Origin of the sequence: Pseudomonas sp. PDM22, assembly GCF_014851965.1 — a bacterium.
In the GTDB taxonomy this organism is placed as follows: domain Bacteria; phylum Pseudomonadota; class Gammaproteobacteria; order Pseudomonadales; family Pseudomonadaceae; genus Pseudomonas.
The window spans coordinates 348544-368578 of record NZ_JACVAR010000005.1; the positions used below are offsets into that span (position 1 = coordinate 348544).

Below are 20035 nucleotides of genomic sequence, written 5' to 3' on the forward strand. Positions count from 1 at the left end.
TATTGGCCGCGGTTACATCAACCGCGCCTTGAGCAACGGCCGCAGCAGGTAGTTCAGCACGCTGCGCTTGCCGCTGAGGATGTCCACCTCGGCGACCATGCCGGGGATGATCGGCAGCACCTCGCCGTTGCGCATCAGCTGGCTGCCGTCGGTCTTGATCAGCACCTGGTAGTAGTACTCCTTGCCGTGCACCGTATCTTCTTCGATCGTGTCGGCGCTGATCTGTTCCAGGGTGCCCTTCAAATCGCCGTAGATGCTGTAGTCGTAGGCGGTGATCTTGACCTTGGCCGGCATGCCCGGCACCAGGAAGGCCACGTCGCGCGGCTTGACCTTGGCTTCCACCAGCAGGCGTTCCTCCACCGGGATCACCTCCATGATCGGCTCGCCCGGCTGCACCACGCCGCCGCGGGTGCTGATCAGCACGGTGTTCACCCGCCCGCGCACCGGCGAGAGGATTTCCGTGCGGCGCAGCTGGTCCTTGCGCTGCTGGACGATGGGCTCGATCTGCGCCAGCTGGGCCTTCTTCTCCTGCCGCTCGGTGTAGGCATCCTGGAAATAGGTGTTCTTCAGCTCGGTGAGCTTGCCGCTCAGGGTAGCGATGTCCTGGCTCAGCTTGAGTGCTTCCATCTGGCTCACCGCGCGGCGCTCCACCAGCGGCTTGACCAGCGCCAGCTGGCTCTGCGCCAGGCGAACCTGCTGCTGCAGCGAGCGGGTGTTCTCCTCCAGCTTGTCGCGCCGCGACTTGAACAGCTCACGTTCGGAACGCGCCACCGGGCCGTCGGCGGGCACGCCTGCGGGGAAGACGATGTGGTCCTGGCCCATGACTTCCGCGTCCAGCCGGGCGATGGCGGCACCGAGGACCTCGGCCTGGTTGGCCGCTTCCTGCCAGGAGGTCTCGAAGTGCGTGCGGTCCAGGCGCACCAGCGGCTGGCCGACCTGCACCAGCTCGCCCTCCTGCACCAGCAGACGGTCGAGGATACCCCCCTCCAGGCTCTGGATCTTCTGCATGCGGCTGAAGGGCACCACGCGGCCATCGCCTCGTGTCACCTCGTCCAGCTCGGCCCAGGCTGCCCAGGCGACAGCGGCGACCAGGCTCAGCAGCAGCGCCCAGAGCAGCGGCCGCGACACCGGGTGGCTGGAAGCCAGCAGCGGGTCCTGCAGCTCGCGGCGCAGGCGTTCGGCAGCGCGGGTTTCACTGGCCATGGACGGCTCCTTCCTGTCCGGGAATCTGTACGGTGCGGTCCTTGACGATCTGGTCCAGGGCGCCGTCCATCACCACCTTGCCCTGGCTGAGCACCACGGCGCGGGTGGCCACGGCGAGCATGGTCTTCTTGTGCGTGGTCATCACCAGGGTGCGGCCTTCCAGCCAACGCTGCAGGTAGCCGATGACGTGCAGCTCGGTGCTCTGGTCGAAGGTCGCGGTGGGCTCATCGAGCAGCACCACGGGCGGGTCCTGCAGCAGCACACGGGCCAGCCCCACGGCCTGGCGCTGACCGCCGGAAAGGCTGCCGTTGCCCAGCAGCGGCAGGTCCAGCCCCAGCGGGTGCGAGCGGACGAAGTCGCCCAGGCCGACGCCATCCAGCGCCTCGAACATCTCGTCATCGCTGATCGCCGCGCCTTCCAGGTTGAGGTTGTCGCGCAGGGTGCCGTAGAACAGCGCGACATCCTGCGGCAGGTAGCCTATGTGACGGCGCCGATCGGAAGGGTCGATCTGCGCGATGGCCACGTCGTCCAGCAGCAGACGCCCGGACTGCGCGTCGTACAACCCGGCCAGCAGGCGCAGCAGGGTCGACTTGCCGGCGCCGTTGCCGCCCAGCAGCGCAACGCGCTCGCCGGGGCGGATCTCCAGCGCAGCGATGTCCACCGCCGGCGGGTTCTCGCCGTGGGCCAGCTTCAGCGCCTCCAGGCGGTAGTGCCCGGCGAGGCGCTCCTTGCGCACGAAGCGCTTGTCCTGCGGGCGCTCCATGGGCGCCTTCATCAGTTGGTCGAGCCCTTCCATGGCGACCCGGGTGTGCTGCCAGCGACCGAGGATGCCGGCGGCCTGGGACAGCGGCGCCACCGCACGAGCGGCAAGGATGGAACAGGCCACCAGCGCGCCGACACTCAGTTCGCCGGCACTGATGCGGTACACGCCGAACACCACCACGCCGATGTAGCACAACTGCTGCACGATGCTCGCGCCATAGGACAGCGCCGTGGTCAGCGTATGCGTGCGCATGGCATTGCCGGCCAGTTGCGCGGTGAGGTTTTCCCAGAGGTGCAGGCAGCGACCCTCGGCGCGGGTGGCCTTGACCGACTCGAGGTTCTCGATGGATTCGAGCAGGATGCCGTTCTTCACCGCGCCCTCTCGCAGGTTCTCCCGCGACAGCCGCGCCAGCACGCCCTGGCAGAACAGTCCGGGAATCAACATCAGCAATGCCGCCACCGCCGGCACCCAGACCAGGTGCCCGCCGATCAGCGCAATGATCAACAGGAACAGCAGCACGAACGGCAGGTCGCTGATCATCGCCGCACTGGAGGCGGTGAAGAATTCACGCACGCCCTCGAACTCGCGCACCTGCGTACTGAAGGCGCCCACCGAACCGGGCTTGGCCGCCAGCCGGGTGTTGAGCACGCGCTCGAACAGGAGCGTGGAAAGCTGCAGGTCGATACGCTTGCCCATGGTGGTCAGCAGGTGCCCGCGCAACCCGCGGATCACGCCCTCCAGCACGATGGCCAGGCCCACGCCGCTGGCTAGTATCCACAAGGTGTCCATGGCCGCGTTGGGCACCACGCGGTCATACACCTGCATGGCGAAGAGCGCCGAAGCAATCGCCAGCAGGTTCGCCATCATCGCCGCCATGGCGACTTCGAAATAGGAACGCCAGAGCCGCTTCAGCGGGCCGAAGAACCAGTGGTCCGGCTCACGCCTGGCGAAGTCGCCGACGCGCCCGTCAGCCCGGTAACGGCACTTGGCGAAGATCGCCACGCCGCTGTAGCGATGCTCCAGTTCGGCCCGCGCAATCCGCTCGACGCCGCCATCACTGTGCGGCACCAGCACGCTGGCGGTCTGCTCATCCTGCTCGCAGAGCACCAGGGTGCCGCCGTCTTCGAGCAGCAGCAGCGCCGGCAGCAGGTAGTTATCCATCTTCGCCAGGGCCAGGCGATCGACCCGCGCGACTATGTCCGCGCGGCGCAAGGCGCGGGGCACAAAACGCAGCGGCAGCCGGCCCTGGTGCAGCGGCATGCCCTCCCCCAGCTCGGCCACGCCCAGTGGCCGGCCCAACTGCCGGCAGAGCAGCGAAAGGCCCTGGCGCAGGGGATCGGTCTCGACTTCGTGATCCGCCAGCAGAACCACATTCTCGGCGTTCATCAGGAGGCTCCCGGGGCCAGGTGGTTTTCCAGCAGCGGCCCGAGCAGGCCGATCTGCGCGGCGGCACGGTACTCCACGCGCTTGCGCTCGAAGCGCAGGTTGGCCAGTTGGCGCTCGGCCTCGAAGCGCTCGCGCTGCACATTGAGCAGGTCGATCACGTCGCGCCGGCCGACCTCGAACTGGTCCCGGTAGACGCCACTGACCTGCTCCGATTCGCGCACCTGCTGTACCAGCGAATCCTGCCGCCAGCGCAGGGTGTCGTCGGTGTCGAAGAGGGTCTGCAGCTTGCGCTTGATATCGCGCCGCATGGCGTCGCGGGTCCAGCGGGTGGACTCCAGGTGCTGCTGGGCGGCGGTGGGTCGGCGGAAGTTGGACAGACCTTCGAAGGTATCCATGCGCAGGCGCAGCGACACCACCGAGTCGTTTTCCAGGTGCCCGCCGATCTCCCGGCGCAGCGACGAGGCCTCCAGGTTCACCTGCGGCAGCAGCGAGGCCTTGCTCTCGCGCAGCTTGGCCTCGGCCACTTCGGCGTCCTCGGCGGCCTTGCGGTAGAGCGGGCTGTCGACGATCAGGCGGTTCATGTCGGTACCGACCAGGTAGCGTTGCATGGACAGGGGCTCCGGTTCGGCGAGGTCGGCCGGCGGCTTGCCGACCAGCACCTCGTACTGGTTGCGCGCGTCCTGCAGGCTGCCCTTCTCCAGGGCCAGCTGTTCCTGGGCGCGGGATAGTTCGAGGTTGGCGCGGTCCAGCTCGCTGCGGTCGGAGTAACCATCGCCGCCGCGCGCCTGGGTCATCTCGCGGATATCGCCCAGGCGCTGGATGTGCTCGCGCACCGTCTCGATCCGAGCCTGGGCGGCGAGCACGTCGAGGTAGGTCTCGGTGATGTCCAGCGCCGCATCCTCGCGGCTCACCAGCGCGGTTTCATCCAGCTGGCGGTGAGTGGCCCTGGCGCTGTCCACCTTGCTCTTCATCTTGCCCCAGTCGTAGAGCATCTGGGACGCGGTGAGGTCGTAGACCACCTCGCCGAAGTCGAACTCGTTGGGCCCGCCGGACATGCTCACCTGCGGGTAGTAACCGCCCTTGCTGATCTCCACGTCGGTCTTGCCGCGCTCCGCTTCCGCCACCGCAGCGCGCACTTCGGGATGGATGGCGAGGCCGGCGCGCACGGCCTCCTCCAGTGTCTGCCCATGGCCTGCCACGCTCACCAGCAGCAGGCCGTACAACCAGGCGTTGCGTTGCGTCATGCAGTCTTTCCTTCTTCAGGACACGACGACGTGGACGGTGTTCTCCTCCACCAGCAGCGTGGTGTTGCCGAATGAATAGACGTCGTAGCTGACGCCGCTGTGGACCTGGTTGGCCCCGGTATCCACCGCGCCCCTCACGGTGAGGGTGTCGTTGGTGTCGCCGGTGATCTGCAGGACGTTGTTGGCGTCGGTCACCGCATCGACCTGCGCCGCGGTGAGGGTCAGGCTGCTGGGCGCGGCGTCGCCCTTGCCCAGGCTGATCCGCTCGATGTTGGTCATGGTCCCGGTGAGCAGCGAGCCGTAGGTGAGGTTGATGCCGCTGTCGAGCATCACCGTGTCGAAGCCGGCGCCGCCGTCGACGCTCTTGAAGGTGGTCGACTGCAACTGGATGGTGTCGTTGCCATCGCCCGCCTGCACGATGTCGCCCGTGCCGACATGGAGGAACAGGTCCGCTCCCGCGTTACCGTAGAAGTGCTCGGTGCCGCTGGTGCCCATCAGTACGTCCGCGCCGGCGGTGCCGCTGACGCTGATCTCGCCCAGCGCCAGGCCAAGGCCAGAGCCGGTCAGGGAAATGCCGTAGGTGGCGCTGGCGTGGCCGGCGGCGTCGTAGGCGATCAGGTTGATGCTCAGCTGGCTGCCCAGGTTGAGCAGGCCGGTGACGGACAGCCCGAGCTGCGCCAGCAGGTCCGGTGCCAGCAGGTTGATGGTGAAGTGGCCGGTGCTGTCGACGATGGGATGCAGCGCGACGTTCACCAATGGCGTGATGATCTCTACCCCCAGACTGCCGCCGGCTATCGCCGTGCCGCTGAGGCCCAGCACCGGCGGCAGCAGCCCGACGGCGAGGCCGAGGTTGCCGATGGTGACGGTGTTCTGGGTCAGCACGTTCTCCAGGTTGATGCCCACCAGGTTGCCGACGTTGCCTGCCGCATCACGGGCGCCGACGGTGACATTGGCGTCCAGCAGCTGGTCCCAGCTCATGGCGGTGGCCAGGCCGCTCAGCAGGTCCAGCGAAGCGAGCCCGGCGTTGCTTGCCGAGACTTCCGTATGCGACACCAGCCCGAGCAGCTTGGCATCCACCAGCAAGGTGCTGCTGGGCTCGGCGCCGATGGTCAGCAGGTTGCCCACCAATGACAGCACCGGGTTGGCCGGCGCGATGGTGTCGAGGGTGAAGTTCGCCGGGGTCGCTGTAAGCCCGCCGTTGACGTCGGCAGTGACGGTCGCCGCGCCCTGCGGGATCGCCGCCACGCCGGCCGCCGGGAGCATGCTCACCAGCACAACGCCAGCGGTGATTTCCGCCGCCGTGAGCACATGGGCCTGGCTGAAGGTATAGCCGCCGGGGCCGTTGTAGCGCAGGGTCAGGGTCTGCCCGGCGCGGGCGCCGGCCGTCAGGCCCACACGCACCTGGATACCGTCGGCCAGCTCGGCCTTGTTGATGTAACCGTCGGCGGCTTCGGCGATGGTCAGTACCGGTCGCGTGAGGTCTGGCGCCTGCACCTGGATGATGGCTCCGGCATTGCCGGCAGCATCCACCGCGTTGACCGTCAGCAGCTGCCCCGCCGTCAGCGCCGGGCTGAGGTTGACGGTGAAGTTGCCGCTGCCGTTGGCCTGCACCGTAATCGGGTTGGCCGCATCGCCATTGATGACCACCTTCACCGTACTGTTGGCCTCGGCGATACCGGTGAGCACCGTGCCATTGGCGGAAACGCTCAGGCCGCTGGGTGCGACCGGCGCCACGCTATCGACGCCAATGGTGGTCGCCACGCTGGTGTTGCCGGCGGCGTCCTTGGCCGTGACGCTGACCTGCGTGTTGTTCGCCAGCGGGCTGCCGGGGGTGAAGCTCCAGTTGCCGGTGGCATCGGCGGTGACCTGGGCGATGATGGCGCCACCGACCTTGAGAATCACCGTCGAACCGATCTCCGCCGTGCCACTGAGGACCGTGCCATTGCTCGGCGCGACAACCAGCGCGGTCGGCGCCACGGCGTCCACCGTGACGCTGGCGGCGACGCTGGTATTGCCCACGGCATCCTTGGCCACCACGCTGACCTGCACTCCGTTAGCCAGCGCCACGCCGGGGGCGAAGCTCCACTGGCCCTGGGCATTCGCGGTGACCTGGCCGATGACGTTGCCGCCCACGCTGAGTACCAGCGTGGAACCGGCCTCGGCAGTACCGGCCAGCAGCGCGCCGTTGCTCGGATTGACCACCGGCAGCGCGGGTGGCAGCGCATCCACCGTGGTGGTGGCGGCAATCAGGCTGACGTTGCCGGCGGCGTCCTTGGCCACCGCGCTGACTACCACGCCATTGCCCACCGGGGTGGTCGGGTTGAAGGTCCAGATACCACTGGCATTGGCCGTGACCTGACCGAGCAGAGCGCCATTGGCGCCGCTGATGATCACCGTCGAATTGGCTTCGGCGGTGCCGGTGAAAGTGACGCCGTTGCTAGCGGCGATGGTCGGCGTATTGGGTGCGACACTGTCCACGGTAACGCTCGCCGCGACGCTGGTATTGCCCGTCGCATCCCTGGCCACCACGCTGACCTGCACGCCGTTGGCCAGGGGTACACCGGGGCTGTAGGTCCAGTGCCCGGAGCCGTCGGCAACAACCTGGGCGATGGGCGCGCCAGCCACGCTGAGCACCACCGTGGCGCCCGCTTCCGCCGTGCCGGCAAGCACGCTGCCATTGCTCGGCGAGACCACCGGCACGTTCGGCGCTACCGCATCGACCACCACGGTGGCGACGCCGCTGAGGTTGTTGCTGGCATCGCGGGCCACCGCGTTGATCACGGTACCGTCGACCAGCGGCGTGCCCGGGGTGAAGCTCCAGTTGCCGTTGACATCGGCACTGACCTGGCCAATGGGCAAGCCGCCGGTGGTGGTAAGGAGGATGGTGGCGTTGGCTTCGGCCGTGCCGCTGATGACCGTGCCGTTGCTCGGGGTGATGACCGGGACCGCCGGCAGGCTCGCGTCGATGACGACGCTGGTCGTCAGGCTGACGTTGCCGACCGCGTCGCGAGCGCTGATCACCACTTCCAGGCCGTCGGCCAGCGGCGCGTCCGGCACATAGTGCCAGTTGCCGTTGGCATCGGCCTGGGCCGAGCCGATCAGGTTGCCCAGGCCATCGCGCAGGAGGACCGTCACGTTGGCTTCGGCAGTACCCGCCAGCACGGCGCCATCGCTGGGCGTTACGGTGGGCGCCAGCGGCGCCAGGGCATCGATGGTGACACTGACGCTCGCGCTCAGGTTGCCAGTGGCATCTACCGTCACGGCGTCCACGACCGTACCGTTGGCCAGCGCCGAGGGCACCGGGAATGACCAGGTGCCGTCACCTTGCACCGCCACCCGCGCCAGCTCCACGCCATCGACGCTGAGCACCACGGTCACGCCCAGTTCGGCAGTGCCGCTGAGCAGCGTGCCATTGCTGGGGTCGATCACCGGCGGCTCGGGCGCCTGGCTGTCGACCACCGTGGAAGCGGACCCGCTGGTGTTGCCGGCGGCGTCCTGGGCCACGGCGGTGACTGCAGTGCCGTTGGCCAGCGCCGGGCTGGGGGTGAATGCCCAGTCGCCGCTGCCGTTGGCCTGGGTGGTGCCGATGAGGTTGCCGTTGCCGTCGGTGAGGACAACGGTGGCGTTGGCCTCGGCGGTACCGGCCAGTTCGGTGCCGTTGCTGGGTTCGATGGTCGGCGGCGGCGGTGCGACGTTGTCGACCGTGGTGCTGACCGAGCCGCTGGTGTTGCCGACCGCATCGCGGGTGGCGGCCTGGATGACCACGCCATTGCCCAGCGGCGTGGCCGGGTCGAAGGACCAGTTGCCGGCGCCGTCGGCGACGGTGGTGCCGATGGGATTGCCGCCGCCATCGGTGAGCACCACGGTGACGCCGGCCGTGGCGGTACCGGTGATGTGCACGCCATCGCTCGGATCGATGGTCGGGCTGGCCGGCGCCACGGCGTCCACCGTGGTGCTGGCAGAACCACTGGTGTTGCCCGCAGCGTCCTGCGCCAGGACGTTGACCACGGTGCCATCGGGCAGAGGGACACCCGGCGCGAAGGACCACTCTCCGGAGCCATTGGCCGTGACCTGGGCGATGGGGTTGCCGTTGCCATCGGTGAGGATGACCGTGGCGTCTGCCTCGGCAGTGCCCGTGAGCAGCGCGCCGTTGCTGGCATCGATGGTTGGGGTGGGCGGCGCCAGGTTGTCCACCGTGGTGGTGGCCGCGACGCTGGTGTTGCCGGTGGCATCCGTGGCCACGGCATTGACCACAGTGCCATCGGCCAGCGCTGTGCCAGGGGTGAAGGTCCAGTTGCCGCTGCCATTGGCGGTGGTCTGGCCGATCAGGTTGCCGTTGCCGTCGGTGAGCAGCACGGTGGCATTGTTCTCCGCCGTACCGTGCAGTTCGGTGCCGTTGCTCGCCGCGATGGTCGGTGCGACGGGTGCGACCGAGTCCACCGTGGTGCTGACACTGTTGCTGGTGTTGCCGGCGGCGTCCTTGGCCTGGGCATTGACCACGGTGCCGTTGGCCAGCGCCGGGCTGACCGCCAGGCTCCAGGCACCATTGGCGTCGGCGCGCACCTGGCCGATGGCATTACCGCCGCCGTCGGTCAGCAGCACCAGCGCATTGGCTTCGGCGGTGCCAGTGAGCAGCGTGCCGTTGCTGAGGTTAATAGTCGGGTCGGCCGGCGCGGTGGTGTCCACCGTGGTGCTGACCGAGGAACTCTGGTTGCCGGCCGCATCCACCGAAACGGCATTGACCGTGGTGCCGTTGGGTAGAGCCGGCGATGGCGTGTAGGTCCACTTGCCGTTGCCATCGACGCCGACCTGGGCAATCGGATTGCCGTTGCCATCGGTGAGCACGATGCTCGCCCCGGCCTCGCCGGTGCCGCTGAGCACATTACCGTTGCTGGGCAGGATGGTCGGCGTGGTCGGCGCGGTGGTGTCGACCACCGTGTTGACCACGCTACTGGTGTTGCCGGCGGCATCCTGGGCCACGGCATTCACCGTGGTGCCACCCACCAGCGGCGGGTTGGGGGTGAAACTCCACTGCCCGGTGGTGGCATCGGCGACGACCTGGCCGAGGGGACTGCCGTTGCCGTCGGTGAGGAGCAACGTGGCGCCCGGCTCGGCGCTGCCGGTCACCACGTTGCCATTACTGGCGTTGATGGTCGGGGCGATGGGCGCCACCGCATCCACCGTGGTGCTGGCGGGCGCGCTGACGTTGCCGGCGGCATCCTGCGCGACGACATTGACCACCGTGCCGTTGGCCAGCGGCGCAACGGGGGAGAAGTTCCAGTGCCCGCTGCCATCGGCGACGGTCTGCCCCACGGGGTTGCCGTTGCCGTCGGCGAGGATCACCGTGCTGCCAGCTTCGGCGGTGCCGCTGAGTTCGGTGCCATTGCTGGCGACGACGGTCGGCGCATCCGGCGCCACGGCGTCGATGGTGATCGCAGTGGCGCCGCTGGTGCGGCCCTCGACCACCGCCACGGCCACCACTTCGGTGCCATTGGCCAGGGCCAAGCCGGGTTCATAGCTCCATTGGCCGCTGATGGGGTCCGCAGTGACGCGGGTGATCTCGTTGCCGTTGCCATCGCTCAGCACGACCTCCGCGCCGGGCACGGCGGTGCCGGAGATCACACTGCCATTGCTGGCATTGATGATCGGCGCGTCAGGCAGGGTGTTGTCGACCACCACGCTCTGCAACGGTCCCTGGTTACCCGCAGCGTCACGTGCTACGGCGTTTACCGTGGTGCCGTCGGGCAACGGGCTGGCCGGCGTGAGGCTCCAGTGGCCGTTGGCGTCAGCGATGGCCGTTCCCAGCGGGTTGCCGCTGCCGTCGCTGAGCAGCACGGTGCTGCCGGCCTCCGCGGTCCCCGACAGCAAGGCGCCGTTGGTGGCGTTGATGACGGGCTGCCCCGGCGGCACCGCGTCGATGGTGACTGCGGTCGGCTGGCTGATGTTGCCCGCTGCATCGCGCGCGGCAACCTGCAGTACTTCCCCGTCGCCGACGGTGCTCGTTGGAGTGATGCTCCACTGCCCCGTCACCGGGTCGGCGGTCGCGCTGCCCAGCTCGACGCCGCCACGGCTGATGGTCACGGTACTGCCGGGCTCTGCGGTGCCCGTGAGCACGCTGCCGTTGCTCGCCGCGACCACAGGCGCCGCCGGCGGCGTGGCATCGATGATGATGCTCGCCACCGAGCTGGCGTTACCGGCGGCGTCCTGGGCGATCACGTCGATCTTCGTTCCGTCGGCCAGCGGCGGGTTCGGGGTGAAGGTCCAGTTGCCGTCCGGGTCGGTGGTGGCCTGGCCGATCAGTACGTTGTTGGCGTACACGAGGGTGATGGTGCTGGCGATCTCGGAGGTCCCGGTGATCAGCGTACCGTTGCTCGGGTCGATGCTCGGCGCCGGCGGTGCGGAAGCATCGACCACCATGCTGTCGCTGCCACTGGTGTTGCCGGCGGCGTCCTGGGCTACCGCGCTGACCGTCACGCCATTGCCCACCGGGGTGGTCGCGGTAAAGCTCCAGCGGCCTTCGGCATCCACCAGGGCGCGGCCGATTTCTCCATCCGGCCCGCTGAGGATGACCGTGCTGCCCGCCTCGGCCGTACCGGTGAAGGTGCTGCCGTTGCTCGGGAGGATGTCCGGCGCGCCGGGGGCGAGCCCGTCCACGCTGCCGTTGACGATCGGCGTGGTGTTGCCGGCAGCATCGGTGCCCTGCACCGAGATGGCCGTACTATCGGCGATCGGGCTGCCGGGCGTGTAGCTCCAGCGCCCGTCCGGGCCGACCTGCACGCGGGCCACTTCACTGCCGGCGACATTGACGATGACCGTACTGCCGATCTCGCCGGTGCCACCCAGTGCCAGGCCATTGCTCGGGTCGAGTGTTGGAGTGCTGGGGGCGCTGGAATCCACCGTCACCTGCACCGGGCCGCTCTCGTTGCCGGCTGCGTCGCGAGCGACGATGGTCACCACGGTGCCGTCGGCCAGGGGTTGGTCCGGGGTGAAGGTCCAGTTGCCACCCACGCCCACCGTGACCTGCCCCAGCGCATTGCCGGCGCCATCGGTGAACACCAGGGTGCTGCCCTCTTCCCCCGTACCGCTGAGCACGGTGCCGTTGCTCGGCCCGGCGGCAGGAGTCGTCGGTGCGCTGGTGTCGATGGTCAGCGTGGTGCCATTGCTGGGATTGCCGGCCGCATCGGTGGCGACCACGGTCACGCTGCTGCCATCGGGCAGCGGCGACGCCGGGGTGATGCTCCAGTTGCCCTGGTCGTCGGCGGTGGTCTGCCCCACCGGATTGTTGTTGCCATCGGTCACCGTGACGGTGCTGCCCGGCTCGGCAGTACCGCTGATCTGCGTGCCGTTGCCGGGGTTGACCAGCGGGTCGGCCGGCGGCGTGCTGTCGACGGTCACCGTGGTGGTTTCGCTGCGGTTACCGGAAGAATCCACGGCGACGACGCTCAGGGTCGCGCCATCGGGCAGCGGCGTGCTCGGGGTATAGCTCCAGGTGCCGCCGGGGCCGACCGGCACCTCGGCGATCACCTGGCCGTTGGCGGAGATCACCACCACCTGCGCATTGGGTTCGGCGGTGCCGCTCAGTTCGGCGCCGGTGCTGGGGGTGACCACCGGCGCAGCCGGCGGCTGTGCATCCACGGTCACGCCCACCGTGCCGCTTTCGTTGCCCGCTGCGTCGCGGGCCATCACCGTCACCTGGGTACCGTTGGGTAGCGCCGGCTGTGGAGCGAAGCTCCAGACACCGCCGCCATCGGCGATGGCCTCGCCGATGACGTTGCCGCCGGCGTCGCGGATGATCACCGTGGCGTTCGCCTCGGCGGTGCCGGTGAACAGCTGGCCGTTGCTCGGATCGACCAGCGGCGTAGGCGGTGCCACGGAATCCACCGTGGTGTTCGCCGGCTGGCTGACATTGCCGGCCGCATCGGTCGCCGTGACGTTGACCAGCGTACCGTCGGGCAGGGCCGTACCGGGTGTGAAGGTCCACTGGCCGTTGTCGTCTGCCGTGACCACGGCGATGGGGTTGCCGCTGCCGTCGGTGAGCGTGACCGTGGAGCCTGGCTCCGCCGTGCCCGTCAGGGTTACGCCCATGCTGCCGTTGATAGTGGGCGCAGCCGGCGCCACGGAGTCCACCGTGCCGACAATGGGCACGCTTTCATGGCCGCTGACCGGGTCGACGGCGACCACCTGGTAATCGGAGCCGTTGGCCAGCGGCGAAGCCGGCGTGACGCTCCAGTTGCCGTCGCCATCGGCGGTGGTGCGGCCGATCTCGTTGCCATTGGCATCGCGCACTATCACCTGCTGGCCGGCCTCGGCGGTGCCGCTGATGACACTGCCGTTGCTCGCATCCGGTGTCGGCGGCGTGGTCAGGTTGCTGTCCACCGTCGTGGTGGTTTCCGCGCCGACATTACCCGCCGCATCGCGCACCGCCAGGCGCAGCACGAAGCCAGTGGGCAATGCCTGGCTGAAGCGGAACAACCAGAAGCCATTGAGGCCCACCGCCGCCTCCCCCAGGGGCTGGCCGGAAGCATCCATGATCACCACGATGCTGCCCGGCTCGGCGGTCCCGCTGATCTGCGTGCCGTTGCTCGGCCCGGCCGAGGGCGCAGTGGGCGGCAGGTTGTCGACGGTGATCTGACCGACCTGGCTGACGTTGCCCGCCGCATCCGTCGCGGTGGCGCGCACCTGGGTACCGTTGCCCAGGGGCGTGCCCGGCGTGAACGACCAGTCCCCGGTGATCGGGTCGGCCACCACCTGGGCGATGGGGTTGCCGTTGCCATCGGTCAGCGTCACCGTACTGCCCGGCTCGGCCAAGCCATGCAGCACGTCACCGTTGCTCGCGTCGATCTGCGGGGCATCGGGCGCCTGGCGGTCCACGATCACAGGCGTCGGCTGACCGACGTTACCGGCAGCGTCGCGGGCAACCACGGAAACCTGCGTGCCGCTGGGCAAGGCCGACGGCGGCGTGAAGCTCCACTGCCCGGTGCTGGCGTCGGCCGTGACCTGGCCGATGGGATTGCCATTGGCATCGAGGATGATCACGGTGGCGCCTTGCTCGGCGCTGCCACTGAAGCTCAGACCATTGCTGGCGTTGACCTGCGGCGGTGGCGGCGCGACGGCGTCCACCACGACACTGGTGGGCGGGCTGGGGTTACCGGCGGCGTCGACGGCCCGGACCACCACCACCGCTCCGTCGGGCAGCGAGGCTCCGGGAGTGAAGGACCATGCGCCGCTTAGACCGTCGGCGCGCACCTGGCCAATGGGGTTGCCCTGGTTGTCGACGAGGGTCACCAGGCTACCGGGCTCGGCGATACCACTGAGAACGGTGCCGTTGCTGACGTCCACCTGGGGCGCATCGGGCGCCACCCCGTCGACGACCAGGTTGACCACCTGGCTCTGCTGGCCGCTCTGCGGATCCACCGCGACAACCTGCAACTGGGTGCCATCGGGGAACTGCACGCCGGGGATGTAGCTCCAGTGACCGTCGCCATCGGCTGTCACGATCGCGATCGGGTTGCCGTTGGCGTCGCGAATCTCCACGCGATCACCGACATCCGCCAGGCCGCTGATGTTCGAACCGTTGCTCGGATCGACCGTGGGCGTCGAGGGAATGCTGGAATCTACCGTGACGCTGGCCGCCGCTCCGGTGTTGCCGGCAGCGTCCGTAGCCGTCACCGATACCACCGCGCCATTGGCCAGCGGCGGGTTGAAGATGAACTGCCAGTGGCCGCTGCCGTCGGCCTGGACCTGGCCGATCACCTGGCCGTCGGCATTGCTCAGCAACACCGTGCTGTTGGCTTCCGCGATACCACTGAACAGCCCGCCATTGCTCGGGTTGACCGTGGGCGCCGCTGGCGGCTGGGTATCCAGGGTGGTCTGCGCCGGGCCGCTGAGGTTGCCGGCAGCGTCCTTGGCGACGACGGTGACCTGGGTGCCGTTGGGCAAGGGCGAACCGGGATGGTAGCTCCAGTGCCCGGTCCCATCGGCAACGACGGTCGTCAGCGGGGTTCCGTTACCGGTGGTGAGGACGACAGTTGCACCGGCCTCCGCCGTTCCCTCCAGCCCTCCGGCATTGCCCGAGGTGATGACGGGCGTGCCGGGCGCGATGCCGTCCACCGTGACGCTGGTGGAACCGCTCTCCCCCTGCGGCCCGCGTGCCACGGCATTGACCACGGTGCCGTCGGCCAGCGGAGTGAGGGGGGTGAAGCTCCAGTGGCCATCGCCACCGACCAGCGCCACGCCGATCAGGGTGCCCTGGGCGTTGGTCAGGTAGACCTGGGTGCCGACCGTCGCGGTGCCCTGGATGAGGTGGCCGTTGCTCGGGTCGATCACCGGTGCGGGCACGCTCCCGCCCGGCGCGTGGATGGTGGCAATCGGGCTGGCGTTGCCGGCTGCGTCGCGGACGATGATCGAAACGATCTGCCCGGCTGGCAGCGGCGAATCGAGGTTGAGACTGAAGCGGCCGTCGGGCCCGACCTGCACGGTCAGGTCAGGGGTGCCGTCATTGTTCAGGTCGATGGACAGCGAGCTGCCTGGCTCGGCGATCCCGGCAAGGCCCCTGCCGTCGGCGCTGATCGTCAGGTCATGGGCCGGTTCCGGCGGCGTCGTGTCGGGCCCGTTCACCACGGTCGGCGGGCTGGTATTCCCGGCCGGGTCGGTCACCGTCACCGATACACCCTGGCCGTTGGTCACCGGAGCCGGGAGGGTGATCTCGAAATGCCCGTCGGAGCCGGCAACCCCGGTGGCGTCGGGGATGCCGTCGCCATTGGTGTCGACCTTCACGGTAGAGCCCGGCTCGGCGCTGCCGCTGACCTTGCTGCCATCCTCCGACACCGCCACGCCCGTCGCGGCACCCGGCGCCGTGGTATCCGGCGCCGTGACGGTTGTGCCGGAACTGGCGCTGCCGCCATTGGGCCCGCGCACGACCACGGTGACATTCTCACCGTTGCTCAGTGGTGGGCTGACGGGCACCTGGAAGTTGCCGTTGCCATCCACTGGCGCGGTGTAGTCGGGCTGGCCATCGCCGTCGACGTCCACCTCGACGGTCGTACCCGGCGTGGCACGGCCGGTGATCACGCCACCGTCAGGGCTGACCGTGACATCGGTCGCCGGCGCGGGAGGCGCGGGTGGGTTGCTGCCTCCACCACCGCCACCGCCGCTGCTGGCGATGGCGGCGCCGCCGGCAATCACCGCGGCGCCGGCGAGGATGGTCCCGGCAGTTCCCAAGCCGGCAATACCACCGGCGGCGCCCGTACTGCCTGCCGCTGCGCCGGCCTCGGTGAGTGACTCGAATCCGGCATCGATGGGCTCGGCGGCATAGGTAGGCACCAGCGTGCCGTCAGCGGCGACCTGATCCAGTTCGGTCACCACCAGGTCACCCTTCTCGTCCACCAGGTAGAGCTGGCTGGGCGGCTGGCCTTCGGCGAAGAAGTTGGCGATGCGGAGGGTCTCGCCATCCTTGAGCTGCACCACGAGGTCGGCGCCGACCTGCTGGTAACTGGCGACCGCGTCGGCAGTGACGTTCAGCGCCACGTTGCTGGCCTGCTGAAGAACGATGCTCCCTTCGACCGTCTGCTGCGTGGCGGTGGCCACCTGCACCTGAGACGCCACGACCTTCGCCTGGATCGCCATGCTAACTTCCTCTGCCCGGAATAATGTTTTTGTTTATGGCCAGAAAGAGATAGCAGCTTCTGTGCAGCGCGCCGGAAGCGCTCCGAAAGGCTCTTGGACGAAGGGTTTAATTGAAAGGTAGTAACCTATGCACCGGGCAGTAAGTTCAGATTTTATTGATCAATGGAAGATAGGATCGCCATCAACTACCGCTGCGCTTTTTGACAATTATTTGACATTTGCCGCAGGCGCCGTGCGCTCTGCTCTTTCGCACGAACCGGGTGAATCGATAACTTGAACCGCATATCGAGACAGGCATCCGACAATATTCAGTCGCTTGTTCGACTATCGCCAATGGCTGACATCCTTGTAATCCCTGGATTACATAAAAGCCGTTCGTCGGATAGCCTGATCCGACTCGATCCTGTCCGCCCGGACAGGCCATAACCGGCACACAAAAAGTCCCGGATCCCCGAAACAGAGCGAAGCGGCAGAACAGACCCGCTGACATGCAAAAATGAATGTAAAAGGCCTATCCCCAGCGGGAAACGACAGCCAGTTCCGCCTGTTGAATAGCGCTGGATCAACTTCAGGCGAGACCTGTAGAACCGCGCTTGATTGAAGGCTCGGATAGTCCCTGATATTCCAGAGTTGGAATCAGCGTCCGCAATAAAAGCGGTCAACGGCGGAATAACGAATGGCATCCGCCAGGAGTTATCGCGCGACGGCTGCCCAACTAAAGCCGGGGCAGTTAGACCGCCGGGGATATATAGCAGAGTGTCCGAAGACCGAACGGGAAGTCCGGGCCTCGGAACTCGCTTACTCATCGCGGCAACTTACAGCGCCATATCGCTGGAGGCCTTTTCCGGCGCCGGGGCGGCATCGGCCGGCTGGGGGGCCGGGGCCTGGTCGATGGCCGGCGGTGGGTCCAGTTGCAGGACCTTGGCGGTGTAGCTCCACTCCTCGAACGTCTTCTCCGGGCTGTCGTTGAGTCTGGTGCCGTAGCTCGGGACGATCTGGTGGACCTTGGCCTGCCATTCAGGGGTGGCGAGTTTGTCCTTGAACACCTTCTCCAGCACGCTGAGCATGATCGGCGCGGCGGTGGAAGCCCCCGGCGATGCACCCAGCAGGCCGGCGATGCTGCCGTCGGCGGCAGAAACGATCTCGGTGCCGAGCTTCAGCACGCCGCCCTTGTCCGCGTCACGCTTGATGATCTGCACGCGCTGGCCGGCCTGCCAGAGTCGCCAGTCCTCGGCCTTGGCTTCCGGGAAGTACTCGCGCAGCGCCGCGAGACGGTCGTCGTCGGAGAGCATCAGCTGGCCGGCGAGGTATTCCACCAGCGGGTACTCGTCGATACCTACGCGGGTCATCGGCCAGACGTTGTGGACGTTGGTGCTGCCCAGCAGGTCGAGGTAGGAGCCTTCCTTGAGGAACTTGGTGGAGAAGGTGGCGAACGGCCCGAAGAGGATCACGCGCTTGCCGTCGAGCACGCGGGTGTCCAGGTGCGGCACCGACATCGGCGGTGCGCCGACCGACGCCTTGCCATAGGCCTTGGCCAGGTGCTGCTGGGCGATGGTCGGGTTCTCGGTGACCAGGAACGAGCCGCCCACCGGGAAGCCGGCGTAGTCCTTGGCTTCCTCGATGCCGGACTTCTGCAGCAGGCGCAAGGCGCCGCCGCCGGCACCGATGAAGACGAACTTCGCGTCGGTCTGAGTAACGCTGCCGTCCTTGAGGTTCTTGTAGCCGACGCGCCAGGTGCCGTCGTCGTTGCGGGTGATGTCCTCGACTTCGCTGGAGAGCTTCAGGCTGAAGTTCGGCCTGGTCTGCAGGTAGCCGGCGAACTGGCGGGTGATCTCGCCGAAGTTCACGTCGGTGCCGATCGGCGTCCAGGTGGCGGCGATCTTCTGCGACGGGTCGCGGCCCTGCATCATCAGCGGCACCCACTTGGCGATCTGCGCCGGGTCCTCGGAGTACTGCATGCCGCGGAACAGCGGGCTGGCCTGCAGCGCCTCGTAGCGCTTCTTGAGGAAGGCGATGTTGTCGTCGCCCCAGACGAAGCTCATGTGGGGGGTGGTGTTGATGAACGAGCGCGGATTCTTCAGCACGCCGTTCTGCACCTGCCAGGCCCAGAACTGACGCGAGATCTGGAAGGATTCGTTGATCTCCACCGCCTTGGCGATGGTGACGTTGCCGTCCTTGTCCTCGGGGGTGTAGTTCAGCTCGGCCAGGGCGGAGTGGCCGGTGCCGGCGTTGTTCCAGCCGTTGGAGCTTTCCTGGGCGACGCCGTCCAGGCGCTCGACCATCTCCATGCTCCAGCCCGGTTCCAGCTCGTTGAGCCAGACGCCCAGGGTGGTGCTCATGATGCCGCCGCCGATCAGCAGCACATCGACTTTCTTGGTGTCCGCGAACGCGGGCGCGCAATTCACTGCCAGAGCGAGGCCCAGCAGCGCCCCGCTAACTTTCTTGATCATCGAAAGGTTTCTCGTCGTTAGGGCTTGGCCTTCCCCACCGGCGTCATACAGCGTGAAGGCCAGGCCCCGCGCACGGAGCGCAAACGATGGGCAAGGCGACAGATGACGGGGATGAGTCGGGACTCAGTTCCCTCCTCCGCCGGCTCTGGGGCCTGCTTGATGGAATGAGGGACGTCCTGCGCAGAGAGACACGCAAAGCCTTCGGCTTTGGCTTTTGTTGTGGGAGGGATGCATGGTCTGCTGAAACGTTTGCGCATTCTATAGAAAGCGAACTGCATCACCAACCGTTTCGCTCAACTATCCGTTGCACGGTGTTCCAGCCAGCTATCCCGCCCCGGCCGCAGATCCCGCACCGCGCTGGGCACCAGGCCCGTCCAGCGTTTGAATGAGCGGCGGAAGTTGGTGGTGTCGGTGAAGCGCAGGTACTCGGCGACCTCCTCGTTGCTGTAGCCACGCGACCAGTACAGGTACAGCGCCACGTGCTTGCGCACCTCGTCGTGCACCGCCTGGAAGTGCGTCTGGTGTTTCTGCAGCTTGCGCTTGCAGGTGGCCGGGCTGATGCCCATGCGCTCGGCGAGCCGGTCGAGGCTCAGCGGGTCGCGGGCCTCGCGCTGCAACAGGCGGTAGACATGCTCCAGAACGCCCTCGCCCAGACCCAGTTGCTCCTGCTCGCGCCGCGCATCGCGCTGCGCCGCCTGGCCGGCGGTGAGCGAGGCGCGCGGCCAGGGCTTCACCAGGTAGTCGCGGGGAATCAGCATGGCATCGACATGGCAGTCGAACTGCAGGTTGAGCCCCAGGTGCGCCTGGTACTGCTCGATGTAGTCGGGCCGCGAATGGGCGAACAGGTACTTCCACGGCAGGCGCTCGTCGGACAACCAGCGGCACAGCGCAGTCACGGCGGTCATGCCACTCTCCACCAGGAAGCGACGGGCGCCGCCGACACCACAGGCGTCGACCCAGTACAGGCAGGCGAAGCGTTCCTCCACCAGCAGGCGCGGGGCGAGCAACGGGCTGAAGCGCGCGCGGTGGCGGATCAGCAGGTCCAGCGCTTCCTGCAGGTTGGCGGCGTGCATCAGCGCGCCACTGGCGGCGCCCTGGTGCCCCGGCAGCAGGCGCTGGCCGAAGAGAAAGCCCAGCTCCTCGCCGCCGCTGCCCTGGCGGCAATTGTCCACCAGCCGCAGGTACTGCTCGGCGCTGATCAACCGCTGGCCGGCGATGATGTCTTCCTGGAACAGCCCGGTGCCACGCAGCAGGCGGTGACTGTCCAGTTCGCGGCTGAGCGCGAGGTCGAGCAGGCAGGCCGGCTGGTGTTGCGCCGGGATGAAGCGCAGGTCGCGCTCGTAGTAGTTCAACGGGGCCTCCAT

5 protein-coding genes and 1 pseudogene are annotated in these 20035 nt (G+C 67.8%); all 6 read right to left on the reverse strand.

Going from position 1 to position 20035, the window contains the following annotated elements; translation table 11 throughout:
* Positions 1–12: 12 nt before the first annotated feature.
* A complete protein-coding gene (locus IB255_RS19510; RefSeq protein WP_081519698.1) occupies positions 13–1203 on the reverse strand; it encodes an HlyD family efflux transporter periplasmic adaptor subunit in 1191 nt (396 codons plus the stop codon).
* Positions 1193–3352: a type I secretion system permease/ATPase gene (locus IB255_RS19515; RefSeq protein ID WP_081519697.1), complete on the reverse strand. Its 2160-nt coding sequence runs from the start codon at positions 3350–3352 to the stop codon at positions 1193–1195. Before IB255_RS19515 ends, IB255_RS19510 begins: the two co-directional genes overlap by 11 nt.
* Positions 3352–4669, reverse strand: a pseudogene (locus tag IB255_RS19520) (TolC family protein). Before IB255_RS19520 ends, IB255_RS19515 begins: the two are co-directional and overlap by 1 nt.
* Positions 4612–16221 (reverse strand): Ig-like domain-containing protein, encoded by an 11610-nt coding sequence (locus IB255_RS19525; protein ID WP_192210716.1) that lies wholly within the window; start codon positions 16219–16221, stop codon positions 4612–4614. The pseudogene IB255_RS19520 and the gene IB255_RS19525 overlap by 58 nt, the downstream one beginning before the upstream one ends.
* An 815-nt stretch (positions 16222–17036) precedes the next feature.
* Complete coding sequence (gene mqo / locus IB255_RS19530) at positions 17037–18671, reverse strand: malate dehydrogenase (quinone) (RefSeq protein WP_192210717.1); 1635 nt, start codon at positions 18669–18671, stop codon at positions 17037–17039.
* Positions 18672–18964: 293 nt separating this feature from the next.
* Positions 18965–20035: an AraC family transcriptional regulator gene (locus tag IB255_RS19535; protein ID WP_037005978.1), complete on the reverse strand. Its 1071-nt coding sequence runs from the start codon at positions 20033–20035 to the stop codon at positions 18965–18967.

Coding starts and splice junctions, on each gene's coding strand:
- IB255_RS19525 (WP_192210716.1), bottom strand. CDS start 16,221: ATGGCGATCCAGGCGAAGGTCGTGGCGTCTCAGGTGCAGGTGGCCACC.
- IB255_RS19510 (WP_081519698.1), bottom strand. CDS start 1,203: ATGGCCAGTGAAACCCGCGCTGCCGAACGCCTGCGCCGCGAGCTGCAG.
- mqo (WP_192210717.1), bottom strand. CDS start 18,671: ATGATCAAGAAAGTTAGCGGGGCGCTGCTGGGCCTCGCTCTGGCAGTG.
- IB255_RS19535 (WP_037005978.1), bottom strand. CDS start 20,035: ATGGAGGCCCCGTTGAACTACTACGAGCGCGACCTGCGCTTCATCCCG.
- IB255_RS19515 (WP_081519697.1), bottom strand. CDS start 3,352: ATGAACGCCGAGAATGTGGTTCTGCTGGCGGATCACGAAGTCGAGACC.